This window comes from Paenibacillus sp. B01, assembly GCF_009649995.1.
GTDB lineage: Bacteria > Bacillota > Bacilli > Paenibacillales > Paenibacillaceae > Paenibacillus_O > Paenibacillus_O pasadenensis.
The window spans coordinates 3,655,328-3,671,555 of sequence record NZ_CP045802.1 but is presented as its reverse complement, the minus strand read 5'-3'; the positions used below and the strand labels follow the sequence as shown (position 1 = coordinate 3,671,555).

At 64.5% G+C, this 16,228-nt stretch carries 13 protein-coding genes; 11 read left to right on the top strand and 2 right to left on the bottom strand.

Annotated elements, in window-relative coordinates:
- Positions 1-87 precede the first annotated feature (87 nt).
- A complete protein-coding gene (locus tag GE073_RS15855) occupies positions 88-1,320 on the top strand; it encodes an extracellular solute-binding protein (RefSeq protein WP_153783832.1) in 1,233 nt (410 codons plus the stop codon).
- Between the two features lie 129 nt (positions 1,321-1,449).
- Here GE073_RS15855 and GE073_RS15850 read toward each other — a convergent pair whose 3' ends face one another.
- A complete protein-coding gene (locus tag GE073_RS15850; RefSeq protein WP_153783831.1) occupies positions 1,450-2,556 on the bottom strand; it encodes a hypothetical protein in 1,107 nt (368 codons plus the stop codon).
- 121 nt (positions 2,557-2,677) lie between these two features.
- Positions 2,678-2,914, bottom strand: a complete 237-nt coding sequence (locus tag GE073_RS15845) for a DUF2626 family protein (RefSeq protein ID WP_028597029.1) — start codon at positions 2,912-2,914, stop codon at positions 2,678-2,680.
- Positions 2,915-3,180: 266 nt separating this feature from the next.
- On the opposite strand from GE073_RS15845, the gene GE073_RS15840 reads away from it, so the two are divergent.
- The 10 genes from GE073_RS15840 to GE073_RS15795 all read left to right on the top strand — a co-directional run bounded on the left by GE073_RS15840 (position 3,181) and on the right by GE073_RS15795 (position 16,216).
- Positions 3,181-3,825, top strand: a complete 645-nt coding sequence (locus GE073_RS15840) for an RsfA family transcriptional regulator (protein ID WP_028597028.1) — start codon at positions 3,181-3,183, stop codon at positions 3,823-3,825.
- A 1,146-nt stretch (positions 3,826-4,971) separates the two neighbouring features.
- On the top strand, positions 4,972-6,117 hold the full coding sequence (locus GE073_RS15835; RefSeq protein ID WP_194843378.1) for a ketopantoate reductase family protein: 1,146 nt from the start codon (positions 4,972-4,974) through the stop codon (positions 6,115-6,117).
- 26 nt (positions 6,118-6,143) lie between these two features.
- Positions 6,144-6,536 (top strand): DUF3397 domain-containing protein, encoded by a 393-nt coding sequence (locus tag GE073_RS15830; RefSeq protein ID WP_028597026.1) that lies wholly within the window; start codon positions 6,144-6,146, stop codon positions 6,534-6,536.
- 112 nt (positions 6,537-6,648) lie between these two features.
- On the top strand, positions 6,649-8,298 hold the full coding sequence (gene bshC, locus GE073_RS15825; RefSeq protein WP_153783829.1) for a bacillithiol biosynthesis cysteine-adding enzyme BshC: 1,650 nt from the start codon (positions 6,649-6,651) through the stop codon (positions 8,296-8,298).
- Positions 8,299-8,333: 35 nt separating this feature from the next.
- A complete protein-coding gene (locus tag GE073_RS15820; protein WP_153783828.1) occupies positions 8,334-9,599 on the top strand; it encodes an adenosylhomocysteinase in 1,266 nt (421 codons plus the stop codon).
- Between the two features lie 256 nt (positions 9,600-9,855).
- On the top strand, positions 9,856-10,293 hold the full coding sequence (gene mraZ / locus GE073_RS15815) for a division/cell wall cluster transcriptional repressor MraZ (RefSeq protein WP_028597023.1): 438 nt from the start codon (positions 9,856-9,858) through the stop codon (positions 10,291-10,293).
- Between the two features lie 75 nt (positions 10,294-10,368).
- A complete protein-coding gene (gene rsmH, locus GE073_RS15810; protein ID WP_153783827.1) occupies positions 10,369-11,328 on the top strand; it encodes a 16S rRNA (cytosine(1402)-N(4))-methyltransferase RsmH in 960 nt (319 codons plus the stop codon).
- Positions 11,329-11,434: 106 nt separating this feature from the next.
- A complete protein-coding gene (locus GE073_RS15805; protein ID WP_194843377.1) occupies positions 11,435-11,812 on the top strand; it encodes a septum formation initiator family protein in 378 nt (125 codons plus the stop codon).
- A gap of 45 nt (positions 11,813-11,857) precedes the next feature.
- Positions 11,858-14,116 carry a penicillin-binding transpeptidase domain-containing protein gene (locus tag GE073_RS15800; protein ID WP_228551561.1) on the top strand — a complete coding sequence of 753 codons (2,259 nt, stop codon included), beginning with the start codon at positions 11,858-11,860 and terminating at the stop codon, positions 14,114-14,116.
- A 144-nt stretch (positions 14,117-14,260) separates the two neighbouring features.
- The gene (locus GE073_RS15795) at positions 14,261-16,216 is read left to right on the top strand and encodes a stage V sporulation protein D (RefSeq protein ID WP_153783824.1); all 1,956 of its coding nucleotides are present in this window, start codon (positions 14,261-14,263) and stop codon (positions 16,214-16,216) included.
- The last annotated feature ends 12 nt before the right edge of the window (positions 16,217-16,228 follow it).

The window sequence follows — 16,228 nt, the reverse complement described above, 5'->3', positions numbered from 1 at the left end:
ACAAGTCCCGATTCTTTTGATAGGATAGAAGAATAGAGAAGAGAAGGGGAGACCGAGGAGGACTGGACCCTGGAACGCAAAAAGTGGATGATTCTACCCGGCGCCGTCGTCGTATGCGCGCTGCTGCTGCTCGTCCAGGAAGGACCTTCCCCCGTCTCGCTGCTGCCGCAGCCCGCGGATCAGCCGTCGGGAGGCGCCGAGCGCCCGCAGGACGGCAGCGACGACAGCCGGGAGGCAAGGCTCCGTGTAAGCGTTTCCCTGGAACCGGAGGCGCTTGAAGCCCTCGAGCGGATCACCGAGGAATGGGAAAACCGCCATCCCTATTGGCAGGCCGAGCTCGTGCCGGCGGACGCCGAGGCCGATCGGGGAACGGACGTCGACGGGCAGCGGGCCGACATCGCGCTTCTATCGAGCCGCGACGTCTTGCGCTGGGCTTCGGCGGGCAAGCTGCTGCCGGCGGACGGACTCGTCCCGCAGGACAGCGGCTCGGGTTCCGTCTCCGAGGCAAGCCCGATCGTCCAGGAGCTTCGCTGGCGGGGCTATGCGTGGGGGACGCCGGCTTATGCGGATCCTCCCGTGCTGATCTGGAGCCGCGAAGCGCTGCAGGCTGCCGGCTGGAGCAAGCCGCCCGAAACCTGGGCGGAGCTGGAGCGGCTGCGGGCGCAGGCGCCGGAGAGGGCGGCGGCGGCGATCCCCGCCGCGGACGGCATCCAGGCGCTGTCCTGGCTGGCGCGCTGGCATGGCGGCGGCGCGACGCTTGATCCCGCGCTGCTGGAGGCGTCCGTGCTGCCGCGGACGGCTCCCTTGCAAGCGGCGGATCTGGCGGCTGCCGGGAGCGCGGACGCTGCCGTCGAGCTGGCGCGCCGGGGCGGCAGCTATGCGGCCGTCGTGCCGCTGTCCTATTATCGCAGCCATGGTTTGCACGTCGAATTCATCGCCGATGCGAGCCTCGCCGCCGCCGCCGCTCCGTCCGCTCTGGGCGGGTACGGTTACGTGATCTCTTCCGACACGGAATTCCCGGCTGCCGCCGGCTCCTGGATCGCTGCCGCGGCGGGCCGGAGCGCTCAAGAGCGGCTGCGGGAGGAGGCCGGGCTGCTGCCGGCCGATCCGAGCTTGTACGCGGGCGCCGGCGCGGTGGCGGAGACGCCGCTCTCCGTCTGGAAGCAGGCGCTCTTCCCGCAAGGAAGCGCGGGCGCAGGGCCGGAGAGCGGCCGCCTGCTGCCGTTCGGGCCGCTCTGGTCGGCTTACGGGACATCTGCCGGCGCGATGAGCCCGCAGCAGCTGGCGAACGCCTGGAGGCAGTCGCTGGAAGCGTCGTGAGCCTGCCTGCCGAAGCGGCAGGCAGGCTGCGGCTAGACCGTCGCGGCACAGGCATGCCCATCTCAATAAAAAGGCCGTTTCCGGCGTCGCAGACGCTTGCGGAAACGGCCTTTTTGGCGTTGTTTTGAGCTATAGGGAAAACTTGAAGCGAAGGAGCAGCTCATGCTCTTGAATCTGAACGGAATCGACACGCACGAACGAGATGAACTTGCTTGGATAAAAGCCGAGATTGAACGACTGCTCCAGCTCGTCGATCGTCGACTGCGGCAGGTCCAGGCCATTGAAGCGCAGTCCGTCAATGCGGAAGCGGATGCCGTTTTTCGGCTCCTCGACAAGCTCGTAGCGGCCGATCGCCTCCAGCTCGAGCTGTCCCTCGCTGCCGCTGGCGACGACCCTTCCGTCCTCGAAGGCGAAGCGGAACGAGGCGAGCGCCGGGTCCTGCTCCTGCAGGAAACGGTTCAGCGTTTCGTCGGGCAGCGTCAGCGTATAGCCTCCGGCGTCGAGCTTCAAATGCTCCGGATGCTCCTTCAGCCAGTCGGGCAGCCGGTTCATCGCCTTCGCGAGCGCCTTGAAATAGGAGCGCAGCTTTTCCCGCCCCTCGGACTCCCACAGCTGCTGGACCGAGCCGACCCGGCTGCGCGTCGCCTCCGGATCGTCGCTCGCCGCGATTTCCCGCTCCAGCTGCTGCCGCAGGCCGTCCATCTGGCTCCGCCGCTCCGTCAGCTGCCGCTCCAGCGCCGCCAGCTCGCTCCGTTCCCGGCTCAGCCGGGCGAGATCCGCGCGCAGCCGCTCGGAGCGCTCGCGGTAGTCGGCGATTTTGACGCGGTCGCCGCTCACGACCAGCTCGATCAGATCGAGCGTACGCAGCAGGTCGCCCAGGCTGCGCACATGCAGCAGCGCTCCGAGCAGCTTTTCCTGCTTGCCCATATAGTAGCTTGCCAGCGACTCGCCCGCCTGCCGCTTCCGCTCTTGGAGCTGCACTTCCTGCCGCTGAAGCTGTCCCGACGAGTCGTCGATCCGCTGCTGGAGCTGAAGCCGGTTCGTCTGGATGCGGCCTAGCTCCTGATCGATCTCGACGATGCGCAGGCTCATCTCGAGCAGCTGCCGCTGGGCGTCGGCGCTGCCGCCGCCGGAGGAAGCGGCCGGGGCAGAGGCAAGCGCATGCGCCGGCAGCTGCGCGAGCGCGATCAGCAAGACGAGCAGGCTCGCCAGACGGGCAGGGAATGATTTCGGCATCGGTGTCAGAAGGCCCTCCCCTCTTGTCCGGTTGTCTTCTACCCTATGCCCCGGCAGCTCCCGGAATGCAAACAACCGCCGGGCGCAAGGCCCGGCGGTCGGTCGCTTGAAGCATGTCGGATCAGAACGGAAGGTCCATCTTGAAGATGGTCCAGTAGCTGAAGCCCAGGAAGGTCAAGATCATGTAAGCCCAGAACATCAGTATGTACGTACGCTCCGTAAAGTTCAGGTAGCCCAGGAAGAAGAAGGCGATAGCCTGGAAGAAAAACAGAAGCGAAAACTCGGTCATATGTCCTGCAAATGCCATGAGGGCGATCACCAGACACCAGAAGCCGAGTACGCGAAACATGCGCGCCATGAGACGAATCCCCCTCTCGTTACGACCAGATAATATGCTAAAGAACATTATAGCGTTTTGGTCAAATACTGTAAACCGCTTTCCCGGACAACCCGGACTGAAAATCGCCATTCCGTTCTTCGCCCTTATCCTTGCCCCGGAAGGAGGATCTTATGTATGAGGCGCACCTTTATTGGATATACATTTTAGTATCAATAGATTCTATGAACTCCTGGGAGGGCATAGAGTGGAAGAAAGCGCGTTATCGCGAGGAGGTTGTAGCGAGAATGACAGCAGTCAGGCAAGATGCATGGAGCCCGGAGGACGACTTGATCCTCGCCGAGGTGACGCTGAGACATATTCGGGAAGGGGGAACCCAGCTCGGAGCCTTCGAGGAGGTCGGAGAGCGGATATCCCGCACCCCCGCGGCATGCGGCTTCCGCTGGAACAGCTGCGTGCGCAAGCGGTACGAGGAGGCGATCCAGCTCGCCAAGCAGCAGCGGCAGAAACGGAATTATTTGAAGAAGCAGACGGCGGTCGCCTCGCATGTCTCGGCCGTGGCGGAGCAGGACGTCCGCTCGAGCCGCTCGGAGGAATCCGGGTTCGGCGAAGAGACGGTCGCCATCGAGGCCGTCATCCGGTACCTGAAGCAGTGGAAAGCGACCTACAGCGACCTGCAGCGGCAGATCAGCCGGCTCGAGAAGGAGCTCAAGCTTCGGGACGACGAGCTCTCCGGGTTGAGGGAGCTGAACGACAAGCTGTCGACCGACGCGAACCACGCGCAGCTCGACTACCAGTCGGTGAACGACGATTACAAGATGCTGATCCAGATCATGGACCGGGCGCGTCGGATGACGGTCTTGAACGAAGAAGAGGAGACTCGTCCCCGGTTCAAGATGGATGCGAGCGGAAACTTGGAGCGGATCGAATGAGCGGGGCGGCAGTCGACTTCGGAAGAAGGCGGCTGCCGCTTTTTAGCGCCTTGTTTGAGCATTGCCGGCGGGGAGCAGGCTGCTGCGCTGCGCGAGCCTAGCCAAGCTGTCAAGAGGACGAACAAGGCGCTGCGCGAGCCTAGCCGCGAGCCGAGTCTTATGGGACGAATAGGCCGCTGCGCGAGCCGAGCCTTTCTCCGATTCCACTGGAAGCCGGATGCCCTGATTTCCTGACCTCCTATGCGGAGGCCATCCGTCTTCCAAGAGGACCGCTGCCGCTTCTCCGAAAGGCATCGTCTCGCTTCGCTCCCTTCGTCCCGGCGCCCGCCTCCCCCCCTTTTTTGGGGGGAGGGGAGCGTCTCCCGCATACCCGGGAGACGGCAATGCTCATTCGCGCTCATCGCCTGACCACGCTATGAAGTAGAGCCAACAAGTCGAAAAATCGAGTTAGTTGGAAGGCGCTAGCGTCGCAACGCTCTGAGTTGCGCGGAAAAACCAAGTAACTCAGGTACGCAGAAGGGGGAGCGGGCAGAGTTACGCGGAAAAACCGAGTAACTCAGATACGCAGAAGGAGAGACGGGCGGAGTTGCGCGGAAAAACCGAGTAACTCGGGTACGCAGAAGGGGAAACGGGCGGAGTTGCGCGGAGAAACCGAGTAACCCAGATACGCAGAAGGGGGAGCGGGCGGAGTTGCGCGGAAAAACCGAGTAACTCGGGTACGCAGAAGGGGGAACGGGCGGAGTTGCGCGGAAAAACCGAGTAACTCGGGTACGCAGAAGTAGAGACGGGCGGAGTTGCGCGGAAAAACCGAGTAACTCGGGTACGTAGAAGGGGAGTGGGCAGAGTTGCGCGGAAAAACCGAGTAACTCAGGGTTCAGCGGGATAAAGAAGTTTTTGTGGGTTCTGGAGAATGCGATTTAGGGAAGGAATCTGGAGCCAAGGAGATCGGAACGATCCCCGGCCCCGTGAAACGGGTTGCGATCCCCGGCCTGCCGCCCCGAAAAGCGGGTTGCGGTCCCGGCCTGCGATGTCGGCTCCGCGAAGCGGGGCCGTTTCAATCCCGCTTTCCGGTCGAGCGTCCCATTTTGTGCTGTCCAAGCCTCCCGTCCTTCTGCTAAAATGCCCCTGTGAAGAAGGAGGATGACGATGAAGATCGAGATCATCGGAGCCGGAGCCGTCGGGCTGCTGCACGGGGCGAGGCTGGCGCTCGGCGGCGCGCAGGTGCGGATGCTGACGCGCGGCAAGGAACAGGCGGAGCTGCTGGCGCGGGATGGCATCCGCCTCAGCCGAGGCGGGGAGGCGGTTGACGTCGCGGTCGAGGCGTCCGCACTGCAAGACGCGGCAATGGCAGAGGCCGAGGCGTCCACGCTGCAAGACGCGGAAACGGCTGAGGTCGAAGCGTCCGCGCTGCAAGATGCGGAAACGGCTGAGGTCGCGTCGTTCGCGCTGCAAGACGCGGAAACGGCTGAGGTCGCGTCGTCCGCGCTGCAAGACGCGGCAACGGCCGAGGTCGAGGCGTCCGCGCAGCATGACGCGGCATCGGCAACGGCCGAGGCCGGGCCGAACGGGCGCGAAGGGCGCTGGCATGTGCTGGCGGTCAAGCAGTCGGCGCTCGGCCCGGAGCTGCTGCGGCAGCTGGCGGCGCTGCTGCGGCCCGGAGACAGCCTGCTCTGCCTGCAGAACGGAATCGGGCATCTCGAGCGGTTGGCGAGGACGCTGCCGGGAATCCGCCTTTACGCCGGCGTGACGAGCGAGGGGGCGCTGCGCGTCGGCGCGCGCGAGGTTGTCCATGCCGGAGCGGGCGAGCTGCATTACGGCCCGGCGCTGGGAGCGGACGGAAGCGCCTCCGCGGACCCGCTGCTCGCCGGCTGGAGGCAAGCGCTGCAACGGGCAGGAATCGCCGCTTTTTTGTCGAATGACGTGGAAGACCGCATCTACCGGAAGCTTCTCCTGAACGCCGTCATCAACCCGCTCACCGCGCTGCTCGACGTTCCGAACGGCCGGCTGCCCGAGCATCCGCAGGGCATCCGCCTCATGAAGGCGCTGCATGAGGAGAGCCTCTCGATCCTCGTGAGCGCTGGCTTCGCCGCGACGGGCGAGGAGTGGGAGCGGCTGCTGGACGTATGCCGCAGGACGGCCGCCAATACGTCGTCGATGCTGGCCGACGTCCGGGCCGGCCGCCCGACGGAGATCGCCAGCATCAACGGGGAGCTGGCGCGCCTGGCGGCACGGCACGGCGTGCCGGCGCCGCTGAACGAGGCGGCCGCGGCGCTGGTGCATGCGCTCGAATGATGCTCCAGAGAGGTCAGGTGAAGCCTATGTTTCTTTGGGACCTGTTGAAGACGATCTACGCCGTGCTGGCCGCGGCGCCGTTCCTCCCATTCGCGGCCGTCTATCTCGGCAGCCGCATGCTGACGGGCGACAAGGGCCGGTCGTTCCGGCTGGCGATGGATGTCACGACGCTGCTGCTCATCGGCTGCGTGGCGGTGCTGTTCAACCGCGTCTTCTCCAACTCTTTCGGCTTGTACGGCATCCTGCTCCTGATGCTGCTCGGAGGCGGCCTCATCGGCAATCTCCAGCATCGCAAGCGCGGCGAGATCGACGCGGCCAAGGCGTTCCGAGCCGTCTGGAGAGCGGGCTTTTTCGTCATGGGCTTCCTCTACGTGGTGCTGATGGCGACCGGCATCACGCAGCATCTGCTGAGGCTGTAGCCCGGCCGGCGCCAATCTGTTATACTTTCAGTTACGGTTTTGACGGTCGTACCGTCATTGTGTACAATCGTAGCGAAAGAATGGTAGGATCTCGGGGAGGCCGATTCGGGTCATGGACATCGTTCGAATGGAGCTGCCTTTCGGGCAGCCCCTTGCAGATGCATACATACAGCGCCGCGACCCTGCGCTGGAAGCGCTGTTCGGCCATCATCCGGCCGACGGCTCCTCCTGGCGCAGGCGGCTCGATTATTTGAACGGCTCGGCCGATCGGCGCGCCGGCAGCCGCGAGCTGGCCGGCGCGCTGCGCGCGTTCCAGCAGCCGCTCGGCATCTCGGAGGCGGCCGAGCGGAATTTGGAGCGGCTCGCGGACGGCGCTCCCGTCGTCGTCGGAGGCCAGCAGGCCGTCCTATGGACCGGGCCGCTCATGATCCTTTATAAGGCGGTGACGATCCTGCAGGCCGCCGATGCCGCATCCAAGCGGCTCGGGGTGCCGGTCGTGCCGGTATTCTGGATCGCGGGCGAGGACCATGACTGGGACGAGGCTTGCCTCGCCTGCCTGCCCTCGCCGGTGGACGCGCCGGAACTCCGGCGGCTCTCCATGCCGCGTCCGCCCGGCCCAGCGACGTCGGTCAGCCGCACCCGGCTCGGCGGCTCCGACCTAGAGGCGGCGCTGACCGAGCTGGAAGCGGGGCTCGCCGACACGCCGTTCAAGCCGGAGCTGCTGCGCTCGCTCCGCGCCCGGGCGGCCGGCTGCGCGACGCTGACCGAGCTGTTCGCGGCGTTGCTGACGGACTGGCTCGGAGAGTCCGGCTTGCTGCTTGCCGACGCCGACCATCCGGCGCTTCGCCGGCTGGAAGGGCCGATGTTCCGGCGGCTGGCGGAATCGTCCGGCGAGCTTGCCGCAGCGTACGCCGCCTCGACCCGCCGGGTCGAGGCGCTCGGCTACAAGGCGCAGGCCGAGGCGGCGGAGGACGCCGCCAACCTGTTCTTGTTCGCGGAGGAGCCGCGCGCCTGCGAGCGGCTGCTGCTGCAGCGCGCCGGCGGACGCTTCCGCGACCGCCGCGGCCTCGTGTCGCTGAGCGAGGCCGAGCTGCTGGAGCTGGCCGAGGCGCATCCGGAGCGGCTGAGCAACAACGTGCTTACCCGTCCGCTCATGCAGGATTATTTGTTCCCCGTCCTTTCCACCGTGCTCGGACCGGGCGAGATCGCCTACTGGGCGCAGACGGCCGAAGCGTTCGGACGGCTCGGCATGCAGATGCCGATCGTCACGCCGCGCCTGAGCTTCACGCTGCTGGAGCCGCATGCCGTCAAGACGATGGCGCGGCATTCGCTGCAGCTGGAGCAGGTGCTCGCCGGTCTCGGCGGCGTCAAGGCGGAGCTGCTCGACCGGCAGGGAGCGGCGGACATCCGCGGCGGCTTCGAGCAGGCGCTGCAGGCGATGCGCGAGGCGTATCGGCCCGCGCTGGCGCTGGCTGCCGGACAGGAGCGCGGCCTGGAGGAGCTCGGCCGGACGAATTGGGAGCGGATCGCGCGAGAAATCGGCTACATGCAGGCCAAAACGCTGCAGGCGCTCGAAAGCCGCGAGCGGACGGAGCTGGACCGGCTGGCCGGGCTCGAGCTGTCGGCCGTGCCGGAAGGCCGTCCGCAGGAGCGGGTGCTGGCGGCGGTCTATTTCATGAACCGCTATGGAAGAGGCTGGCTGGACCGGCTGCTGGCGGAGCCGTACGAGCCCTGCGCCAAGCACGGCGTCATGCGGCTCTGATCGAGGGAAACCAACTGAAGAAAAGAGGCAGATCAATGAGCGTGAAAGCGAAGGAAACGAGCATCGTGGCCGATAGGAGCCTCGCTGCGGAAGGCAAGCTGAAAATCGACTGGGTGCAGGCGCATATGCCGGTGCTGAACCAGATCCGCGAGCAGTTCGAGAAGGAGCAGCCGTTCAAGGGACTGAAGGTGTCGATCTGCCTTCATCTGGAGGCGAAGACGGCCTATCTGGCCAAGGTCGTACAGGCCGGCGGAGCGGAAGTGACGATCACCGGCAGCAACCCGCTGTCCACGCAGGACGACGTGTGCGCGGCTCTCGTCGAGGACGGCATCACGGTGTTCGCCAAGTACAACCCGGATCCGCAGGAGTTCAAGCAGCTCATGGTGCGCGCGCTGGAGAGCAAGCCGGACCTCATCATCGACGACGGCGGCGACTTCGCGACGATCCTGCATGCCGAGCGCCCGGATCTGATGGAGAATCTGCGCGGCGGCGCGGAGGAGACGACGACCGGCATCATCAAGCTCAAGGCGCTGCAAAAGGAAGGCACGCTCAAATTCCCGATGGTCGCCGTCAACGACGCCTACTGCAAGCATCTGTTCGACAACCGCTACGGCACCGGACAGTCGGCCTGGGACGGCCTCATCCGCACGACGAACCTGATCGTGACCGGCAAGACGGTCGTCGTCGTCGGCTACGGCTGGTGCGGCAAGGGGGTCGCGATGCGGGCCAAGGGACTCGGCGCGAACGTCATCGTCACCGAGGTCGACGCGATCAAGGCCGTCGAAGCCCATATGGACGGCTTCCAGGTAATGCCGATGGCCGAGGCCGCCAAGCACGGCGACATGTTCATCACCGTGACCGGCAACAAGTACGTCATCAACGGCGAGCACTATCCGCAGATGAAAAACGGCGCGATCCTCGCCAATGCGGGCCATTTCGACGTCGAGTTCAGCAAGCCGGACCTGGCCGCGCTCACCAAGGAGATCCGCACGGTGCGCAAAAACATCGAGGAATACCGGCTGCATGACGGCCGCTCGATCTACGTGCTCGCCGAAGGCCGTCTCGTCAATCTCGCGGCCGGCGACGGCCATCCGGCCGAGATCATGGACATGACGTTCGCGCTCCAGGCGGTCGCGCTCAAGTATGTCAACGACAGCTACAAGGAGCTCGGCCCGGGCGTCGTCAGCGTCCCGTATGAGCTCGACGAGCGCGTGGCGCGCACGAAGCTGGAGGCGCTCGGCATCCACATCGACGCGCTTACCGAAGAGCAGAAGCAGTACCTGGACAGCTGGTCGTCGTAAGAGGATCCTGCCGAACGTGAAGCCAGACGGCTTAGCCGTCTGGCTTTTTCGCGCTTTTCCGACATTTGAATTTGCGATGCCGATAGACGACTCGCGGCCGCAGAAAGTTTTATCGGACCCGTGAAAAAAGGGACAAAAAGATTATGAAAAACGTCCTCATCTAGCAGGAAAAGGACGCGATACGCCGAATACCAATTCCCGAGTGGGAGAAAGTGGGGCAAAGTGGAGCATTGGGGGAAGGGAGTGGGGCAAGCCTATGTTTCTGGGAGAGCATCAGCACAGCTTGGACGACAAAGGCCGCCTTACGATTCCTGCCAAGTTCCGCGAGCATCTCGGCCCGGCTTTCATCGCGACCCGCGGCTTGGACAACTGCCTGTTTGTGTATCCGATGGAAGAGTGGAAGCAGCTTGAGCAGAAAATTCGCCAGCTCCCCCTCATGAAGGCGGACGCGCGAGCGTTCAGCCGTTTTTTCTTTTCGGGAGCGGTCGAATTGGAGCTCGACAAACAGGGAAGGGTAAATTTGCCCAATCACTTGACGGAGTATGCGAAGCTGGAAAAGGATTGCATGGTGCTCGGCGTGTCGAGCCGGGTCGAAATCTGGAGCAAGCCGCTGTGGGAAGGCTACTACGAGCAGTCGGAGGAAACTTTCAACGAGATCGCGGAGAAGCTGGTGGATTTCGACATTCAATTCTGATTCACATCATTCAATTTGGATTAAGGATCGAACAGTCACCAAGGTCAGTCACCAAGGGATCAGGAGGAACAGACATTGTTTCATCACATTACGGTATTGAGAGAAGAAGCCGTGGACGGCTTGGCGATCAAGCCGGACGGCATCTATGTCGACTGCACGCTCGGCGGAGCCGGGCACAGCGAGCTGATCGCCTCGAGGCTCGGCCCGGGCGGCCGGCTGATCGCGTTCGACCAGGACGATTGGGCGCATGAAAATGCCCGCGTCCGGCTCGCTCCCTATCTCGATCGCGTGACGCTCGTGCGCAGCAACTTCCGCTATTTGCAGGAGCAGCTGATGCTGCTGCCCGAGGTGCCCAAGACGAACGGCGTTCCGCAGGTCGACGGCATCCTGTTCGATCTCGGCGTGTCCAGCCCGCAGCTGGACGAGGCTGAGAGAGGCTTCAGCTACAACCATGACGCTCCGCTCGACATGCGGATGGACCGGGAGTCGGAGCTGACCGCGCATGAAGTCGTCAACACGTGGGACGAGAAGGAGCTTGCCCGCATTCTGTTCGTGTACGGCGAGGAGAAATTCTCCCGGCAGATCGCGCGCGCCATCGTGAAGAAGCGCGCCGAGGGCGACATCTCGACGACAGGGGAGCTGGCGGAGCTGGTCAAGTCCGGCATCCCTGCGGCGGCGAGGCGCACGGGCGGCCATCCGGCCAAGCGCAGCTTCCAGGCGCTGCGGATCGCGGTCAACGACGAGCTCGGCGCGGAGGAGGAAGCGCTGGAGCAGGCCGTCGCCTGCACGGCGCCGGGCGGCAGGATATCGGTCATCACGTTCCATTCGCTCGAGGACCGGATCTGCAAGCAGCTGTTCGCCGGGCATCTCGCCCGCTGCACATGCCCGCCCGATTTTCCTCAATGCGTCTGCGGCAACAAAGGCGTGCTGAAGCTCGTGACGCGCAAGCCGGTGCTGCCGTCGGAGGAGGAGCTGGAGGCGAATCCCCGCTCCCGCTCGGCGAAGCTGAGGGTGGCGGAGAAGCTTGACGCCTGAGGCTGCCCCAAGCAAGAAATCTCGAACCTAGAACCGACCCAACAAAAATTCGATGCCCGATCATCATGCCGGCAGATCAGATGAAACCGCAGGAGGGGAGCCCGCTTTGGCTTACACGAATGGCAATTTGGCTTTGCAGCCCAAACGAAAACCGCAGCAGCAGCCGGTAAAGGAAACGAAACGAGTCGTCAAGGTCCGGAGGACGATCCCGCCGAGGGAAATGCTGCGCTACATGGCGTCTGTGCTGGCGGTCGTCAGCGTGCTCGTGCTGATCCTGTTCCGCTACGCGCAGGATTACCGGATGGAGCTCCAGATCAAGGAGCTGAACTCCAGCTACAAGCAAGCGGCCGTCGAAGTCAAAGTGCTGCAGGGCGAAGTGGCCAAGCTGTCCGATCCCGCCGTCATCGCCAAAAAAGCGAAAGAGCTCGGCATGACTCCAGCCGGAGCGGACAAGGCGGACGAAGGCCAAGAAACAGGGCGGTAAGCGATGAAGGCGAACCATGCTTTTCAAACCGTAAAGCGGATCAAAATGCGTACCGTCGTTGTCGGAGGGCTTATTACCCTCCTTTTTCTTATTCTGCTGAGCCGGTTGTTCTGGGTCCAGGTCGTGAAAGCGGACTTCTGGCTGGACGAGGCGAAAAAGATCTGGACGGCCCAGGACACGATTCCGGCCGAGCGGGGCACGATCAGCGACCGCAACGGCACGCTGCTGGCGATGAACATCCCGGCCTATTCCGTCGTCGTCGATCCGAAGATGCTGGACAAGGTCGGACTGGCCGCGGAAGCGTCTCAAGGGCTGGCCAAGGTGCTCGGCAAGCCGGAGGCGGAGGTGCTGCAGCAAGCGACCTACCGCAATGACAAGGGCGAGCTCGTGCAGTACCGCATGCTCCGTCCGCAGGGCTATCAGATCGACAAGGCGAAGGCCGACGAGGTGCTGGCGCTGCGCAAGGCGCTCGCCGAGAGCTACAAGAAGCGCACGGGCAAGACGCTGCGCGAGGGCTCGGTCGGCATCGTGCTCGAGGAAAGCTCGAAGCGCTACTACCCGAACAATTTTCTCGCGGCGCATGTGCTCGGCTATATGAACAAGGAAGGCCAGCCGGTCACCGGCCTCGAGGCGGGCTTCAACGACCTGCTCAAGGGCCAGGACGGCAAGATCGTCTACGAGAAGGACGGCAACCGCGTCCAGGTGGCGAGCGGCAGGGCCGAGGTGCAGCCGGCGGTGAACGGCGGCAAGCTGAAGCTGACGCTCGATGCCGAGATCCAGAACTTCCTGCAGGACGCGATCCAGAAAGTGTACGACGAGTACAAGCCGGAGAGCGTCACGGCGATCGCCGCCGATCCGAACACGATGGAGATCCTCGGCATGGGCAGCCTGCCTTCCTACGATCCGAACGACTACTCCAAGTACAAGGTCGGCAATTTCTACAACCATGCGGTCAGCTCGCTGTACGAGCCGGGCTCGACGTTCAAGATCGTGACGCTGGCGAGCGCGGTGCAGGAAGGCGTGTTCAACCCGAACGCCACCTATAAGTCCGGCTCGATCAAAGTGCCGGGCAACACGGTGCGCGACATCCGCCGCGGCGGATGGGGCGAGATCAGCTATCTGGAAGGGCTCAAGCGCTCCTCCAACGTCGCCTTCGTCAAGCTCGGCTACGAGATGCTCGGCAAGGAGAAGCTCGTCGACTACATCGAGAACTTCGGCTTCGGCAAGCGCACCGGCGTCGAGCTCGGCAACGAGTCCAGGGGCGTGCTCAACATCATCTATCCGTCCGACGTCGCCCGCGCGACATTCGGCCAGGGACCGGTGGCGGTGACGCCGATCCAGCAGGTCACGGCCGTCGCGGCCGTCGCCAACGGCGGCAAGCTGATGAAGCCGCATATCGTCAAGTCGGTCGAGGATCCCAAGACCGGCAAGGTGACGGAGACGAAGCCGGAGGTCGTGCGGCAGGTCATTAGCGCCGAGACGTCGCGCAAGGTCGGCGAGTACCTCGAGCAGGTCGTCTCCGACAAGGAGATCGGCAGCGGCAAAAACGCCGCGATCGCCGGCTACCGCATCGCCGGCAAGACCGGCACCGCGCAGAAGGTCGTCGGCAAAGGCTACTCGTCGGATAAATACGTCGTCTCCTTCATCGGCTACGCGCCGGTCGAAAATCCGCGCATCGTCGTCTACGTGCTCGTCGACTCGCCGAACAACCCGATGGTCGGCGGCGGCACCGTCGCGGCGCCGGTGTTCAAGGAAATCGTCGGCAACAGCCTGCGCTACATGGGCGTCAAGCCGTCGGTCGAGACGGCGGCCTCCTCCGGGCAGGCGGCTCTGACCGTGCCCGACCTGAAAGGGCTCGGCGCGGCCGAGGCGCAGGCGGAGCTGAAGAAGCGCGGCCTCGAGTCGAAGCTGGTCGGCAAAGGTGCGAAGGTGCTGCAGCAGATGCCGCCGGCCGGAGCGGTGCTGGCGGAAAAGCAGCGCGTCTACCTGCTCACCGAGGAGGAGAGCGAGCTGGCGCTGCCGTCGCTCGCCGGACTGTCGCTGCGGGACGCGCTGCAGCTCTGCTCCTCGGCCGGCAAGCGCTGCGTCACCGAGGGCGAAGGCTATGTCGTCGCTCAGAGCGATGCGCGCCTGAACGGCGAGCCGGTCGTCAAGCTGACGTTGAAGCCTCCGGGCGAGGCGGCGGCCGAGTCCGCCGACGGAAGCGCCGCAGACGCGGCAGCGGACGGCGAGAAGAAGCCGAAGGAAGGCTCCTCGGATACGGAAACAGCCGGCAGCGGGCCGGACCGGTCGCCAGGAGGCTGAGCGGCCGCGGCTCTGCGGCTCGCGAGGTCGGGCCGGGGCCCGGCCTCCGGGCTTGTTCTACAACCTCTCTTCATCGAATAGGGTAACGTGTACGGACAGACTCTGGCTGTCCTCCCAAGTTCGAACGGAGAGGGGAACGAGCGGATGAAGGTGTCCCACGTCACCTTGCGCCGGCGCCTGTTCCTGGCGCTGGTCATCGTCATCATCGGATTCGGCGCGCTCATCGCGCGCCTTGCCTATGTCCAGCTGGCGCGCGGAGGCGAGCTGTCGGCCAAGGCGGAGGACAACTGGCGCCGCGAGGTCGACTTCGCGCCGCGCCGCGGCGATATCCTCGACCGCAGCGGCGAGCAGCTCGCCTACAACGTCAGCTCGCCTACGATCGTGGCCATCCCGGTCCAGATCAAGGACAAGGAGGGCACCGCCCGCAAGCTGGCCCCCGTGCTCGGCATCGACGAGCAGAAGCTGCTCGGCTTGCTCAAGAAGCGGGCGAGCAGCGTGTTCATCAAGCCCGAGGGACGCAAGATCACGCTGGAGAAGGCGATGGAGGTGCGCAAGCTGGAGCTGCCGGGCATCGTCGTGGCGGAGGACAACAAGCGCTACTATCCGTTCGGCGAGCTGGCCGCCAGCGTGCTCGGCATCACCGGCATCGACGGCGGCCTGACCGGCGTCGAGAAGAAATACGATTCCTACCTCAAGGGAGTAAAGGGAAGCGTCTCCTACCTGTCGGACGCGAGCGGCCATCTCATGCCCGGCTCGACCGACAAGCTCGACGAGCCCCAGGACGGGCTGAACCTGCAGCTGACGATCGACCGGCAGATCCAGAGCATCATGGAGCGCGAGCTTGACCAGGCGATGGCCAAGTACAAGCCGAACAGCGCGATTGCGATCGCCATGGATCCGAACAACGGCGAGGTGCTCGGCATGGCCAGCCGTCCGACGTTCGAGCCGGGCAACTACAACGCCTATCCGGCGGAGGTGTACAACCGCATCCTGCCGATCTGGATGACGTACGAGCCGGGCTCGACGTTCAAGATCATCACCTTGTCGGCGGCGCTGGAGGAAGGCAAGGTCAACCTGAAGAACGAGCATTTCTACGACCCCGGAGCGGTCGAGATCGGCGGCGCGAGGCTGCGCTGCTGGAAAAAGGGCGGCCACGGCAGCCAGACGTTCCTCGAGGTCGTGCAGAACTCCTGCAACCCCGGCTTCGTCGCGCTCGGCAACCGGCTTGGCAAAGAGACGCTATTCAAGTATATTAAGGACTTCGGCTTCGGGAAGAAGACCGGCATCGACATCGGCGGCGAGGAGAACGGCATCCTGTTCAAGCCCAGCCAGGTCGGACCGGTGGAGCTGGCGACGACCGCGTTCGGGCAGGGCGTATCGGTGACGCCGATCCAGCAGATCGCGGCGGTGTCCGCGGCGGTCAACGGCGGCACGCTCTACAAGCCTCATCTGGCCAAGGCGTGGATCAAGCCCGAGACGGGCGAGGTGGTCGAGCGGATCGAGCCGGAGGCGGTGCGCAAGGTCATTTCCGAAAAGACCAGCGCGCAAGTGCGCGAGGCGCTCGAGAGCGTCGTCGCGCTCGGCACCGGCGGCAACGCCTTCCTCGACGGCTACCGCGTCGGCGGCAAGACGGGCACCGCGCAGAAGGTCATCAATGGCCGTTATTCGGCCAACGAGCACATCGTCTCGTTCATCGGCATCGCGCCGGCCGACAATCCGCGCATCGTCGTCTACGTCGCCGTCGACAATCCGCAGGGCATCCAGTTCGGCGGCGTCGTCGCCGCGCCGATCGTCAAGGGCATCCTCGAGGACTCGCTGCAGTACATGGGCGTGCCCAAGAGCGCCGATCAGATCGGCAAGAAGTACAAATACGGCGAGACGGCGACGGTCACCGTCCCGAATCTCGTCGGCAAGACCGTATCGGACATCTACGAGGATATGAACATGAACTTCAATCTCGTCTCCGCCGGCAGCGGCAGCACCGTCATCCGGCAGGCGCCGGAGGCCGGGGCCCGCGTGGACAAAGGCTCGACGATCCGCATCTATCTCGGCAGCGACGCGGATCTGCCGCAGCCGGCCGGGGACGGGCATAGCCACTGACGCATGACAGAG

Bases quoted from the DNA above. Each gene is read 5' to 3' on its own strand.
- GE073_RS15830 (WP_028597026.1), top strand. From the start codon at position 6,144: ATGTTTCTTTGGGACCTGTTGAAGACGATCTACGCCGTGCTGGCCGCG.
- mraZ (WP_028597023.1), top strand. From the start codon at position 9,856: ATGTTTCTGGGAGAGCATCAGCACAGCTTGGACGACAAAGGCCGCCTT.
- GE073_RS15845 (WP_028597029.1), bottom strand. From the start codon at position 2,914: ATGGCGCGCATGTTTCGCGTACTCGGCTTCTGGTGTCTGGTGATCGCC.
- bshC (WP_153783829.1), top strand. From the start codon at position 6,649: ATGGACATCGTTCGAATGGAGCTGCCTTTCGGGCAGCCCCTTGCAGAT.
- GE073_RS15840 (WP_028597028.1), top strand. From the start codon at position 3,181: ATGACAGCAGTCAGGCAAGATGCATGGAGCCCGGAGGACGACTTGATC.
- GE073_RS15795 (WP_153783824.1), top strand. From the start codon at position 14,261: ATGAAGGTGTCCCACGTCACCTTGCGCCGGCGCCTGTTCCTGGCGCTG.
- GE073_RS15835 (WP_194843378.1), top strand. From the start codon at position 4,972: ATGAAGATCGAGATCATCGGAGCCGGAGCCGTCGGGCTGCTGCACGGG.
- GE073_RS15850 (WP_153783831.1), bottom strand. From the start codon at position 2,556: ATGCCGAAATCATTCCCTGCCCGTCTGGCGAGCCTGCTCGTCTTGCTG.
- GE073_RS15820 (WP_153783828.1), top strand. From the start codon at position 8,334: ATGAGCGTGAAAGCGAAGGAAACGAGCATCGTGGCCGATAGGAGCCTC.
- GE073_RS15855 (WP_153783832.1), top strand. From the start codon at position 88: ATGATTCTACCCGGCGCCGTCGTCGTATGCGCGCTGCTGCTGCTCGTC.
- GE073_RS15800 (WP_228551561.1), top strand. From the start codon at position 11,858: ATGCGTACCGTCGTTGTCGGAGGGCTTATTACCCTCCTTTTTCTTATT.